Source organism: Mycobacterium sp. NGS49 (genome assembly GCF_059812565.1).
In genome coordinates this window covers 1-12,116 of record NZ_JCALCX010000020.1, presented here as the reverse complement: position 1 = coordinate 12,116, position 12,116 = coordinate 1, and the positions used below count along the sequence as shown (strand labels likewise).

Genomic DNA, 12,116 nt, shown 5'->3' with positions numbered 1-12,116 from the left:
CCCACGTACGATGTACGTGTCAATAGAGAGGGAACCGCCGTGCGCGCACGCTTCAAGGTCGCCGACATTGCCGCGGCCGCCCTGCAGATCGTCGACCGAGACGGTCTGGGCGGGCTCAGCATGCGGTCGCTGGCCACCGCCCTGGGCACCGGTCCGATGACGCTCTACAACTACGTCAGCGACCGCGGTGAACTCGAGGACCTGGTCGCCGAAGCCGTCATCAGCGAGGTGAAAGTTCCTGCTCCCGAGGATGATTGGTGCGACGACGTGCGTGCCGTCGCGGTGGCGATGTGGGAGGCGGTGCGTCGGCACCCCAACGCCGTCCCGCTGGTGCTCACCCGGCGCACGATGTCGGCGTCCAGCTATCCGGCCGCGGACCGGTTGATCGCCGCGCTGCAGCGTGCGGGGCTTGCGCAGGAGGATCTGCTGGCCGGCTTCCGGGCGGTGCTCGGTCTGGTCATGGGCAGCGCACAGGCCGAACTGGCCGGACCCCGGGCCGGTGCGGGGCGAGAGCGGGAGCAGGCCGCAGTGGCGGCGCGCATCGGTTCAATAGCCGGTCACGAGCACCCGCATATCGCCGCTTTGGCCCAGGTCAGCCAGCATTCGACGGCGGCGGCCGATTTCGAACGCGGTTTGGCACTCTTGTTGGCGGGCATCAAATCCCTGGGAGGCGGTGACCGGACGGCGGTAGACTGATGGCCGTCGTCTTCACCAAGTTCCGTACGCCAGCCCTTGACGCCAGAAAGCAGGCAGCAGAAACCACGTGACGCCCCGCGAGACCCGCGCCGCCGATGCTGGGGTAGCCAGGCAGGCCGACGCTCAAGTTCGCAGCAGCATCGATGTGCCACCCGACCTCGTCGTGGGCCTGCTCGGTTCGGCCGACGAGAACCTGCGTGCCCTGGAACGTGCGCTCAAGGCCAACCTGCATGTCCGCGGCAACAGCGTCAGCCTGTCCGGTGAGCCGGCCGACGTTGCGCTCGCCGAACGCGCGGTCTCGGAACTGGTGGCGATCGTGTCCAGGGGCCAGTCGCTGTCGCCGGAGGTGGTGCGGCACAGCGTGGCCATGCTGGTCGGCACCGGCAAGGAGTCACCGGCCGAAGTGCTCACCCTCGACATTCTGTCCCGGCGCGGAAAGACGATCCGGCCCAAGACGCTCAACCAGAAGCGCTACGTCGACGCGATCGACGCGCACACCATCGTGTTCGGGATCGGCCCGGCCGGCACCGGGAAGACGTATCTGGCGATGGCCAAGGCCGTGCACGCGCTGCAGACCAAGCAGGTCACGCGCATCATCTTGACCCGCCCCGCGGTGGAAGCAGGTGAACGCCTCGGTTTTCTGCCGGGCACGCTCAGCGAGAAGATCGACCCCTACCTGCGCCCGCTGTACGACGCGCTCTACGACATGATGGACCCCGAGCTGATCCCGAAGCTGATGTCGGCCGGGGTCATCGAGGTGGCGCCGCTGGCTTACATGCGGGGACGAAGCCTCAACGACGCCTTCATCGTGTTGGACGAAGCGCAGAACACCACCGCCGAGCAGATGAAGATGTTCCTCACCCGGCTTGGATTCGGGTCGAAGATGGTTATCACCGGCGACGTCACGCAGATCGACCTGCCCGGCGGCGCGCAGTCGGGCCTGCGGGCCGCGGTGGACATCCTCGAGGACATCGAGGACATCAACATCGCCGAGCTGACCAGCCAGGATGTGGTCCGCCATCGCCTGGTCTCGGAAATCGTCGACGCCTATGCCCGATACGAGGACCCGGCCTCCGGCCTGAATCGCGCGGCTCGGCGGGCGTCGGGGAGCCGCAATCGCCGATGATGGAGCCGGTGAGCGTCTTATGAGCATTGAGGTATCCAACGAGTCGGGCATCGACGTGTCTGAAGCCGAACTCGTCAGCGTGGCGCGCTTCGTGATCAACCAGATGGACGTCAACCCTGCAGCCGAGTTGTCCATGGTGCTGCTGGACACCGCGGCCATGGCCGATCTGCATATGCGCTGGATGGACCTGCCCGGCCCGACCGACGTGATGAGCTTCCCGATGGACGAGCTCGAGCCCGGCGGCCGGCCCGACGCGCCCGAGCCCGGTCCGGCCATGCTGGGCGACATCGTGCTGTGCCCGGAATTCGCCGCCAAGCAGGCCGCCGCCGCGGGCCACAGCCTCGGACACGAACTGGCGTTGCTGACCGTTCACGGTGTGTTGCACCTGCTCGGTTATGACCACGGTGAGCCCGACGAAGAACGAGAGATGTTCGCTTTGCAGGACCGGTTGCTCGAGGAGTGGGTGGCCAAACAGGTCGAGGCCTACCAGTACGACCGGCAGAACGAGCGGGACCGCCGGCTGTTGGACAAGTCAAGGTATTTCGACCAGCCGTGACCAGCTTTTCTCAGCTGCTCGGTGCGATTGTGCTGATCGGTCTGGGCGGCTTGTTCGCTGCGCTCGACGCGGCGATCAGCACCGTGTCGCTGGCCCGGGTACACGAACTGATGCGCGACGAGCGGCCGGGCGCCAGGTCGCTGCTGAAGGTGATGGCCGACCGGCCCCGCTACATCAACCTGGTGGTGCTGCTCCGCATCACCTGCGAGATCACCGCGACGGTGCTGCTCGTGGTGTTCCTCTACGACAACTTCGGCTTGGACTGGGCCGTCATGGGAACCGCGGCCATCATGGTGGTCACCACCTTCGTAGTCATCGGCGTGGGCCCGCGCACCCTCGGCCGGCAGAACGCGTACTCCATTTCGCTGGCGACGGCCCTTCCGCTGCAAGCGATTTCGTGGCTGTTGATGCCGATCAGCCGGTTGTTGGTGCTGCTGGGCAACGCGCTCACCCCCGGGCGCGGCTTCCGCAACGGACCGTTCGCCTCCGAGATCGAACTGCGCGAAGTCGTCGATCTGGCCCAGCAGCGCGGCGTGGTCGCCGCCGAGGAGCGCCGGATGATCGAGTCGGTGTTCGAACTCGGTGACACCCCGGCGCGCGAGGTGATGGTGCCGCGCACCGAGATGGTCTGGATCGAGGGCGACAAGACGCCCCGTCAGGCAATGGCGCTGGCGGTCCGCAGCGGATATTCCCGGATCCCGGTGATCGGCGAGAATGTCGACGACATTATCGGCGTGGTATACCTCAAAGACCTTGTCCGGCAGACCTTCTACGAGAATGGCAGTCGAGGTGGCACTGTTTCTCACGTGATGCGGCCGGCGGTTTTCGTGCCGGACTCCAAGCCGCTGGACGCACTGCTGCGGGAAATGCAGCGCGACCGTAACCACATGGCGCTGCTGGTCGACGAGTACGGCGCCATCGCCGGCCTGGTGAGCATCGAAGACGTGCTCGAGGAGATCGTCGGCGAGATCGCCGACGAATACGACCAAGCCGAGACCGCGCCGGTAGAAGAGTTGGGTGACAAGCGCTTCCGGGTCTCGGCACGACTGCCGATCGAGGACGTCGGCGAGTTGTACGGGGTTAAGTTCGACGATGATCTCGACGTCGACACGGTGGGTGGGTTGTTGGCTCTGGAGCTGGGCCGCGTGCCGCTGCCCGGCGCCGAGGTGACGTCCCACGGCCTGCGGCTGCAGGCCGAAGGCGGCCGCGATCACCGCGGCCGGCTGCGCATCGGCACCGTGCTGTTGAGTCCGGCCGAAACCGAGGAGGACGAGTGACGCCGAATGTGAGTCGGTGGCGGCCGACCGCGCCCGAACCCGCCCTGACAGCACGGTCGGCGAGGCGGGCGTAGTGAGCGAGTTTCGTTCGGGCTTCGTGTGTTTCATTGGCCGGCCGAACACCGGCAAGTCGACGCTGACCAACGCGCTGGTGGGATCGAAGGTGGCGATCACCTCGATGCGTCCGCAGACCACCCGGCACACCATCCGCGGCATCGTGCATCGGGAACACTTTCAGATCATCCTGGTCGACACCCCTGGCCTGCACCGGCCGCGCACCCTGCTGGGCAAGCGGCTCAACGACCTGGTCCGCGACACCTACACCGAGGTCGACGTCATCGGGTTGTGCATCCCGGCGGACGAGACGATCGGCCCGGGTGACCGTTGGATCGTCGAGCAGATTCGGTCACTGGCTCCCAAGACGACCCTGGTGGCGATCGTGACCAAGATCGACAAGGTCCCCAAAGACCGGGTAGCCGCGCAACTGGTCGCGGTCAGCGAGTTGGTGCCCGACGCCGCCGAGATCGTCCCGGTGTCAGCGGTCTCGGGCGCACAGGTGGACGTGCTGATCGACGTCCTGGCGGCCGCATTACCGCCGGGTCCGGCCTACTACCCCGACGGTGAGCTCACCGATGAGCCCGAAGAGGTGCTGATGGCCGAGCTGATCCGGGAGGCCGCCCTCGAGGGCGTGCGCGACGAGTTGCCGCATTCGCTGGCGGTGGTGATCGATGAGGTCAGTCCACGGGAGGACCGTGACGACCTGATCGACGTGCACGCGGTGCTCTACGTCGAGCGGGACAGCCAGAAGGGGATCGTCATCGGCAAGGGCGGCGCGCGGCTGCGGGAGGTGGGAACCGCGGCCCGCAACCAGATCGAGAAGCTGCTGGGCACCAAGGTCTTCCTGGACCTGCGGGTCAAGGTTGCCAAGAACTGGCAGCGCGACCCCAAACAGCTTGGCCGACTTGGGTTTTGACGCCGAGTGCCGCCAGGTCAGCCGCGTTCCTCCCGTTCTCAACGCCTTGCGCGACCGACGCGACGGTCCCAGCCCGGGATGCAGGCCCGGTTTCCGCACCGTCAGGTCCCGGCGACCATGACGTCGACTAGACCCTTTTCACGCACCGCCGCCATGGACAGCGTCCGGTAACCGAACTCGTCGAAAGCACCGTGCTGCGCTCGCACCACCGATGACCATGCCCGGACCCCACTGGGAGTGGCGAACGGTACTGCCGATCGCCAATGCCGAGGCTTCGATACCGACGTCATCGAGCCGCCGGGCCGCCAGGCACCGATCACAGTTGCCGCACGGGTCCGCCAGGTGCTGACCAAAATAGGAGAGTAGGGAGACCCTTCGGCACGAATAGGTTTCGGCGTAGCCGCGCATCATCTCGACCCGACTGAGATCAACGCGTTGGCGCAGTTCCACCATGTGCATCGCCGCGGCCACCGCCGCAGCGGATGACGTTGCCGCGCGCAGGAATCCCTTCGGCGTAGTACTCGGCATCTTTGCGGGTGGCGGTGTCCAACAAACCGGGGCCCGGCAGGGTGGCGACCCAATCGATCACCGCCGCCCGCTTGCCGTCCTCGTCGAGATACCGTTTCACAATCAGGCGCAGTTTGGGCCGGTCGAAACCGCCGATGACGACGTCGGGGTCGCGTAGCCGCAGGCGGCTGATCATGTCGCGTCGCACCACCACCGATGCGGTTGCCGTCAGCGCGGCGACCGGAATCGATTCCCCCAGTTGACCGAAGACGTCGGCGAGGCGCCTATAGTCGGGACGGAAGTCGTGGCCCCACGCCGAGACACAGTGCGCTTCGTCGACCACGATGAGCTACAGCCGTGCCCGGCGCAACCTCTCGACCACGTCCTGGTTGGCCAACTATTCGGCAGAGACGAAGACGAAGTCTGCGCTGCCGCTTTCGATGGACTGCCAGTTCCGTCGGCGCTGGGCGGCGCGCAGCGTGGTTGACGGCCACCGCCCTTCCTGCGCCGCTTTCCTCGATGGCGGCGATCTGATCCTGTTGCAGCGCCAGCAGCGGCGACACCACCAGCGTCACACCGCCGGTCGGCAACGAAGGAATCTGGTAGATGGCCGGTGAACTACCCGCCGGCGCCACCGCCAAACCCGAAGCGATTCAAGGGTTCAGCGCCGCGGCTCCGGCACGGAGTGGATAGGGGGGGTGCTGTTCCCGGTGTTCCACCACACCTCGGGCTGTTTGGCCGCCCAGCCGCTGACGGCCTCCAATTCGGCGGCCAGTGAAATCAGCATGCCTTCACTGTTGGCCGGTCCCATCAATTGGACTCCGATGGGCAGTCCGTCGGAGCTGAAGCCCGCCGGCACGTTGATCGACGGCCAGCCCAGGACGTTCCAGGGCCAGGCGTACGGGCACGCGGCGATGACCGCGCGGTCGGTGGCCACGCTGCTCAGCCGGTCGAAGGCACGCGCCGGCGGCGGTGGTTGCGCCGTGGTGGGTGCCAGGACCACGTCGACAATGTTGAAGATCGATCCGACTCGCCGCTGGTCGGCTGCCTCGTGGCGGCGGGCGGTCCGCAGGGTCGCCTGCGACAGCATGTGGCCGGTTCGCATGTTGGACAAGGTGCGGGGATCCCAGTCGACACCGTCACCCAACCGCTCTCCCCAGGCCCACAGGCCCGCCATCGATCGGGCCAGGAAGTCCCACGACAGCCGCACGCCGTAGTCCGGGTTACCGGTGACCACCGTGTGTCCGAGCAGCTCGAGTTGCTCGCCCACCTTCTCGATCGCGGCCAGAATCTCCGGATGCAGCTTGGACCGGAAAAAGGTGTACGGGACGCCCGTCGACAATGCGACCTTCAGCGGACCGGGGGCGATGCCGACGTACTCGTAGGCCGTCAGTGGGGGAGGCTTGTGCAGGTCGCCGTCGACGTTGCCCGAGGCCGCGTCGAGCACGAGCGCCGCGTCGGCGACGGTGCGTGCCAACACGCCGTTGACGGTGATGCCGTTGAACGACTCGGGCTCCGGCCAGGTGGAAATGCGGCCCCGTTGCGGCTTGATGCCCACCAGGTGTGTCCACGCCGCCGGGATGCGGATGCTGCCGGCGCCGTCGGAGCCGATCGCGGCGGTCACCAGGCCCGCGGCCACCGCGGCCGCGCTACCGCCCGACGATCCGCCCGGCGTGTGCCGGCGCGACCACGGGTTTCGGGTGTGGCCGAACCCCGGCCCGCTGGTGAATGGCCATTGGCCCAGTTCGCTGGTGTTGGTCTTGCCGACGATCACCGCGCCGGCCGCTTTGAGGCGGCGCACCACTTCGCTGTCCTGGGTGGCGGGCCGGACGTATCCATCGGTGCCGTAAGCGGTGGGGACGCCGGCGATGTCGACGTCGTCTTTCACCGCGATCGGGATGCCCAGCAGCGGCGCCGTGTCGCCGGCGGCGCGGCGCCGGTCGGCCGACGCGGCGTCGGCCAGAGCTGACTCAGTGAGCACCACCCGGAAGGCATTCAATGTGGACTGGCTCACATCGATGGCGTGCAGGGAGCGGCGGACCAGGTCGGCGGCCGTCACCTTCCTGGTCGCCAACTGATAGAGCAGGTCGGTTAACGTGGGAAAACGCCGTTTGCCGGAGCCGAATTCGACCCCGGCAGCGAACTCAGAAGCGCCAACCACGGGGTACGAGACTATCGGCGCGGATCCCCGCGATGTCGCGGCGGGGTGCAAAACTATTGTGATGCGGCTGTATCGAGACCGGGCTGTTGTGCTGCGTCAGCACAAGCTCGGTGAAGCCGACCGCATCGTCACCCTGCTGACCCGTGATCATGGGCTGGTCCGCGCGGTGGCCAAGGGGGTGCGGCGCACCCGCAGCAAATTCGGCGCGCGACTGGAGCCGTTCGCGCACATCGACGCGCAGTTGCACCCGGGCCGCAACCTCGACATCGTCACCCAGGTCGTCGCCATCGACGCGTTCGCCACCGACATCGTCAACGATTACGGTCGCTACACCTGCGGTTGCGCCATGCTGGAAACCGCGGAACGCCTGGCCGGCGAGGAGCGGGCGCCCGCGCCGACTCTGCACCGGCTCACGGTGAGTGCGCTGCGGGCGGTCGCAGACGGGCGCCGCCCCCGCGAGCTGCTGCTGGATGCCTACCTCTTGCGTGCCATGGGCACCGCCGGATGGGCGCCGGCCCTGACCGAGTGCGCGCGCTGCGCCACCCCCGGTCCACATCGCGCATTCCACATCGCCGCGGGGGGTAGCGTCTGCGCCCACTGCCGTCCGGCCGGAGCCACCACGCCGCCGCTGGGTGTGCTGGACCTGATGTCCGCGCTGCACGACGGCGATTGGGAGGCCGCCGAGCAGTCGCCGGCGTCGCACCGTAGCTATGTGAGCGGATTGGTGGCCGCACACCTGCAATGGCATCTGGAGCGGCAACTCAAAACGCTGCCGCTGGTGGAGCGGGTCTATCACGTGGATCGTACGGCTGCCGAACGGCGCGCGGGGTTGACTGAACAGCATGCCGTGCTGATCGGGCAGGATACCGAGTGTGGCTAAGAAGGCCGAACGACTGAAGTCCACCGACTTCCCGCAACTTCCGCCGGCGCCCGAGGACTACCCGACCTTCCCAGATACCTCGACTTGGCCCGTGGTCTTCCCGGCGCTGCCGCCGGCGCCCGGCGGAGGACCGCGCCGGCCCCCGCAGCACACGTCGAAAGCGGTCGCGCCGCGGATCCCCGCCGCTCAACTGCCCAATCATGTCGCCATCGTGATGGACGGCAACGGCCGCTGGGCCACCCAGCGCGGCCTGCGCCGCACCGAGGGCCACAAGATGGGTGAGGCAGTGGTGATCGACATCGCTTGTGGCGCGGTCGAAATCGGGATCAAGTGGCTCAGCCTCTACGCCTTCTCCACGGAGAATTGGAAGCGGTCGGCCGAGGAAGTCCGCTTTCTGATGGGTTTCAACCGCGACGTGGTGCGACGCCGCCGCGAGATCCTCAATGAGATGGGAGTCCGGATCCGCTGGGTCGGCTCGGCCCCCCGGCTGTGGCGCAGCGTCATCAACGAACTGGCTGTCGCCGAGGAAGTGACCAAGAACAACGACGTCATCACCATCAACTACTGCGTCAACTACGGGGGCCGCACCGAGATTGCGGAAGCTGCCCGAAGAATCGCCGCCGAGGCAGCGGCCGGCCGGCTCAACCCGGACCGCGTCAAGGAGTCGACGATCTCGCGGCACCTGCAACGACCCGACATCCCCGACGTGGATCTGTTCCTGCGGACATCGGGTGAGCACCGGTCCAGCAACTTCATGCTGTGGCAGGCGGCTTATGCCGAATACGTCTTTCAGGACAAGCTGTGGCCGGACTATGACCGCCGCGATCTGTGGGCGGCGTGCGAGGAGTACGCGTCTCGTAATCGACGGTTCGGGAGCGCCTGATGACAACTCTGCAGGAGCGGCTGGCCGCCGTCCTGGGCGAGGTCCTCGCGGTGGAGTCCGAGGCCGACGGCGCGCTCACCGTCCGCCACAACGGCACGTTCGCTTCCTTGCGGGTGGTGCGCATCGTCGAGGACCTCGACCTGATGTCGCTGACCCAGGTCCTGGCCTGGGACGTGCCGTTGACGAAGAAGGTCCGCGACCGGGTGGCCATCCAGGCGCGGGAGGTGAACTTCGGCTCGGTGAACCTGTTGGAGAAGGGCACCAGGAACGCCAAAACCGCTGACGTGATGTTGCGCTACAACTTCCCCGGCGCCGGCCTGACCGACGACGCATTACGCACGCTGATCCTGTTGGTTCTCGATACCGGCGCCCGCATCCGCGGTGAGCTCACGGCCTGATCTGCGCCGAGCGTGCGGCCAGCTTCACGCTCGGCGGAGGGTCAGGCGCACTCCGAGCAGGTGCCGAAGATCTCGATGGTGTGGCTCACGTCGGAGTACCCGTACTTCGCCGCCACCTCGGCGGCCCAGGCCTCGACCTCGTGGTCACCGACCTCGATCGTGGAACCGCAGCTGCGGCACACCAGGTGATGGTGGTGGTGCTCCGAGCATCTGCGGTACACCGATTCGCCGGTATCGGTGCGCAGTGTGTCCACCATGCCCGCCGTGGCCATCGACTGCAGCGTGCGGTAGACGGTGGTCAGGCCGATGTTCTCGCCCCGCCGGCGCAGTTCGTCGTGCAGTTCCTGGGCCGAACGGAACTCGTCGAGCGTTTCCAGCAGCGTGGAGATGGCTGCGCGCTGACGTGTGGAACGGACGGTGGTTCCTTCGCTGGAAGAAGTCACGGCGCGTCCTCGCCGGCATGAGCCACCGCGTCGACCACGATATGGGCGAGGTGATGGTCGGCAAGCCGGTACAGCACTTCCCGACCGGACCGCTCCCCGGAAACCACGCCGGCCGCCTTCAGGATCTTCAGATGCTGGCTGACCAGCGGCTGCGGCACACCGAGTGCATCGACCAATTCGTGCACGCAGCGCTGGGACTCGCGCAATTGCAGCACGATGGCGATTCGCACCGGTGCGGCCAGGGCGCGCAACAACTCGCCCGCGGCATCGAGAATGTCCCGCGGCGGTGGTGTGGGATAGTCGGCGTGCTCCGCCAGACCGTCGGCACTGTGCGAGTGATGGCCGGCCAGTTCGTCATCGGCGGCGGTAGGGGTTGACGGCGACGTCACCGTTTGGAGTCACCACCTCTTGAATTCCGGCAATAGGAGCGCTTCGGACGTGCCTGGGGCCTGCCTTCGACCCGCCCGCGGCTGCCCTCCACTGTCACATGCATGAAGATGCATGTCAAAGACCGGGACGCCGATCGCTACCATGACTGATGATTTGCGGGCAGTGGTCGTCACTGCCCGTGTCTGCCAGACCCTCCGAAGGGAGCGCACACCCCCGTGGCGTCCGTCATCGAAACCGTAGTCAACCTGGCCAAGCGGCGCGGCTTCGTCTTCCCCTCAGGCGAAATCTACGGCGGCACCAAATCGGCCTGGGATTACGGGCCGCTGGGGGTGGAACTCAAGGAGAACATCAAGAAGCAGTGGTGGCGTTCGGTCGTCACCGGTCGCGACGACGTGGTCGGGCTCGATTCGTCGATCATCCTGCCGCGCGAGGTGTGGGTGGCCTCCGGCCACGTCGAGGTCTTCCACGACCCGCTGGTCGAGTGCCTCAACTGTCACAAGCGGCACCGCCAGGACCACATGCAGGAGGCCTACGCCGCGAAGAAAGGGAAGGGCGATCCCGCCATTGATCCAGATTCGGTGCCGATGACCGAGATCGTGTGTCCCGACTGTGGGACCAAGGGCGAGTGGACCGAGCCCCGCGAGTTCAACATGATGCTCAAGACCTACCTGGGTCCCATCGAGACGGAGGAAGGCCTGCACTATCTGCGCCCCGAGACCGCCCAGGGCATCTTCGTCAACTTCGCCAACGTCGTCACGACGTCCCGCAAGAAGCCGCCGTTCGGCATCGGGCAGATCGGCAAGAGCTTCCGCAACGAGATCACCCCGGGCAACTTCATCTTCCGCACCCGAGAGTTCGAGCAGATGGAGATGGAATTCTTCGTCGAGCCGTCCACCGCCCGGGAATGGCACCAGTATTGGATCGACACCCGGCGCCAGTGGTACATCGACCTCGGTATCAACCCGGAGAACCTGCGACTCTACGAGCACCCCAAAGAGAAGCTGTCGCACTACTCGGACCGCACGGTCGACGTCGAGTACAAGTTCGGTTTCCAAGGCAACCCGTGGGGTGAGCTGGAAGGTGTCGCGAACCGGACCGACTTCGACTTGTCGACGCACAGCAAGCATTCGGGGACCGACCTGTCGTTCTACGACCAGGCCACCGACACCCGCTACACGCCGTATGTCATCGAGCCTGCAGCCGGCCTGACCCGCTCGTTCATGGCGTTCTTGATCGATGCGTACACCGAGGACGAGGCGCCCAATGCCAAAGGCGGCGTGGACAAGCGCACGGTGCTGCGACTGGACCCGCGGCTGGCGCCGGTCAAAGCGGCGGTGCTGCCGCTGTCCCGGCACGCGGACTTGAGCCCCAGGGCGCGCGATCTGGCCGCCGAGCTGCGCAAATTCTGGAACATCGATTTCGACGACGCCGGCGCCATCGGCCGTCGCTACCGTCGGCAGGACGAGATCGGAACCCCGTACTGCGTGACTGTGGATTTCGACTCCCTCCAGGACAACGCCGTGACCGTGCGCGAGCGTGACGCCATGACGCAGGATCGCGTGACCCTCGACAAGGTCGCCGAGTACCTGGCCGTGCGTCTCAAGGGCGGCTGAAGCTGCACCTGTGCCCGCCGGCCAGGTTCCCCTGGCAGCGGCGCGAGTCGTCCCTGCGCTTGCCGTGCCTGAACGCGGCTGGTTTCCGCGGTGGCACGGCCGAGCCCGCTGCGGGTTTCCCCGGCAGACGTCGCTGCAATGGCTGGCGTGTCGATCTCGGTAACGCGCGCACCTCCGGTTGAGAATTACCGGGCAGAGAGGGGCGTATTGAGA

General features: G+C 66.7%; 14 protein-coding genes. 10 read left to right on the top strand and 4 right to left on the bottom strand.

Annotation, left to right across the window (positions count from 1 at the left end):
* Positions 1 to 39: 39 nt before the first annotated feature.
* The 5 genes from AC5Y7D_RS20495 (at position 40) to era (ending at position 4,628) form a co-directional block, all read left to right on the top strand.
* Positions 40 to 696: a TetR/AcrR family transcriptional regulator C-terminal domain-containing protein gene (locus tag AC5Y7D_RS20495; RefSeq protein WP_499927167.1), complete on the top strand. Its 657-nt coding sequence runs from the start codon at positions 40 to 42 to the stop codon at positions 694 to 696.
* 67 nt (positions 697 to 763) lie between these two features.
* Positions 764 to 1,822, top strand: coding sequence for a PhoH family protein (locus AC5Y7D_RS20490; RefSeq protein ID WP_499927165.1), 1,059 nt, complete (start codon positions 764 to 766; stop codon positions 1,820 to 1,822).
* 19 nt (positions 1,823 to 1,841) lie between these two features.
* The gene (ybeY, locus tag AC5Y7D_RS20485) at positions 1,842 to 2,378 is read left to right on the top strand and encodes an rRNA maturation RNase YbeY (protein ID WP_499927163.1); all 537 of its coding nucleotides are present in this window, start codon (positions 1,842 to 1,844) and stop codon (positions 2,376 to 2,378) included.
* Entirely contained in the window at positions 2,375 to 3,655 is a 1,281-nt protein-coding gene (locus AC5Y7D_RS20480) for a hemolysin family protein (RefSeq protein ID WP_499927161.1), read from the top strand. The genes ybeY and AC5Y7D_RS20480 overlap by 4 nt, the downstream gene beginning before the upstream one ends.
* A gap of 73 nt (positions 3,656 to 3,728) precedes the next feature.
* On the top strand, positions 3,729 to 4,628 hold the full coding sequence (gene era, locus AC5Y7D_RS20475; RefSeq protein ID WP_499927159.1) for a GTPase Era: 900 nt from the start codon (positions 3,729 to 3,731) through the stop codon (positions 4,626 to 4,628).
* Positions 4,629 to 5,055: 427 nt separating this feature from the next.
* Here the strand turns inward: era and AC5Y7D_RS20470 are convergent, their stop codons facing one another.
* Complete coding sequence (locus AC5Y7D_RS20470; protein WP_499927158.1) at positions 5,056 to 5,478, bottom strand: hypothetical protein; 423 nt, start codon at positions 5,476 to 5,478, stop codon at positions 5,056 to 5,058.
* 1 nt (position 5,479) lies between these two features.
* Between AC5Y7D_RS20470 and AC5Y7D_RS20465 the strand changes: the two genes are divergently transcribed.
* On the top strand, positions 5,480 to 5,752 hold the full coding sequence (locus AC5Y7D_RS20465; protein ID WP_499927156.1) for a hypothetical protein: 273 nt from the start codon (positions 5,480 to 5,482) through the stop codon (positions 5,750 to 5,752).
* A gap of 44 nt (positions 5,753 to 5,796) precedes the next feature.
* Here the strand turns inward: AC5Y7D_RS20465 and AC5Y7D_RS20460 are convergent, their stop codons facing one another.
* The gene (locus AC5Y7D_RS20460; protein WP_499927154.1) at positions 5,797 to 7,296 is read right to left on the bottom strand and encodes an amidase; all 1,500 of its coding nucleotides are present in this window, start codon (positions 7,294 to 7,296) and stop codon (positions 5,797 to 5,799) included.
* A gap of 61 nt (positions 7,297 to 7,357) precedes the next feature.
* On the opposite strand from AC5Y7D_RS20460, the gene recO reads away from it, so the two are divergent.
* From recO to AC5Y7D_RS20445, 3 genes are read left to right on the top strand one after another with little or no spacing between them, the layout of a single operon-like run.
* The gene (gene recO / locus AC5Y7D_RS20455) at positions 7,358 to 8,176 is read left to right on the top strand and encodes a DNA repair protein RecO (RefSeq protein WP_499927152.1); all 819 of its coding nucleotides are present in this window, start codon (positions 7,358 to 7,360) and stop codon (positions 8,174 to 8,176) included.
* Complete coding sequence (locus AC5Y7D_RS20450; RefSeq protein WP_499927150.1) at positions 8,169 to 9,059, top strand: decaprenyl diphosphate synthase; 891 nt, start codon at positions 8,169 to 8,171, stop codon at positions 9,057 to 9,059. Before recO ends, AC5Y7D_RS20450 begins: the two co-directional genes overlap by 8 nt.
* Positions 9,059 to 9,457 (top strand): hypothetical protein, encoded by a 399-nt coding sequence (locus AC5Y7D_RS20445; protein ID WP_499927148.1) that lies wholly within the window; start codon positions 9,059 to 9,061, stop codon positions 9,455 to 9,457. Before AC5Y7D_RS20450 ends, AC5Y7D_RS20445 begins: the two co-directional genes overlap by 1 nt.
* A gap of 41 nt (positions 9,458 to 9,498) precedes the next feature.
* Here AC5Y7D_RS20445 and AC5Y7D_RS20440 read toward each other — a convergent pair whose 3' ends face one another.
* On the bottom strand, positions 9,499 to 9,900 hold the full coding sequence (locus AC5Y7D_RS20440) for a Fur family transcriptional regulator (RefSeq protein WP_499927146.1): 402 nt from the start codon (positions 9,898 to 9,900) through the stop codon (positions 9,499 to 9,501).
* Entirely contained in the window at positions 9,897 to 10,289 is a 393-nt protein-coding gene (locus AC5Y7D_RS20435; protein ID WP_499927144.1) for an ArsR/SmtB family transcription factor, read from the bottom strand. The genes AC5Y7D_RS20440 and AC5Y7D_RS20435 overlap by 4 nt, the downstream gene beginning before the upstream one ends.
* A 183-nt stretch (positions 10,290 to 10,472) precedes the next feature.
* On the opposite strand from AC5Y7D_RS20435, the gene AC5Y7D_RS20430 reads away from it, so the two are divergent.
* Positions 10,473 to 11,903 carry a glycine--tRNA ligase gene (locus tag AC5Y7D_RS20430; protein ID WP_499927307.1) on the top strand — a complete coding sequence of 477 codons (1,431 nt, stop codon included), beginning with the start codon at positions 10,473 to 10,475 and terminating at the stop codon, positions 11,901 to 11,903.
* The last annotated feature ends 213 nt before the right edge of the window (positions 11,904 to 12,116 follow it).

What these genes read in the sequence shown, in the direction of transcription:
- ybeY (WP_499927163.1), top strand. Translation starts at nt 1,842, where the DNA reads ATGAGCATTGAGGTATCCAACGAGTCGGGCATCGACGTGTCTGAAGCC.
- AC5Y7D_RS20465 (WP_499927156.1), top strand. Translation starts at nt 5,480, where the DNA reads ATGAGCTACAGCCGTGCCCGGCGCAACCTCTCGACCACGTCCTGGTTG.
- recO (WP_499927152.1), top strand. Translation starts at nt 7,358, where the DNA reads ATGCGGCTGTATCGAGACCGGGCTGTTGTGCTGCGTCAGCACAAGCTC.
- AC5Y7D_RS20445 (WP_499927148.1), top strand. Translation starts at nt 9,059, where the DNA reads ATGACAACTCTGCAGGAGCGGCTGGCCGCCGTCCTGGGCGAGGTCCTC.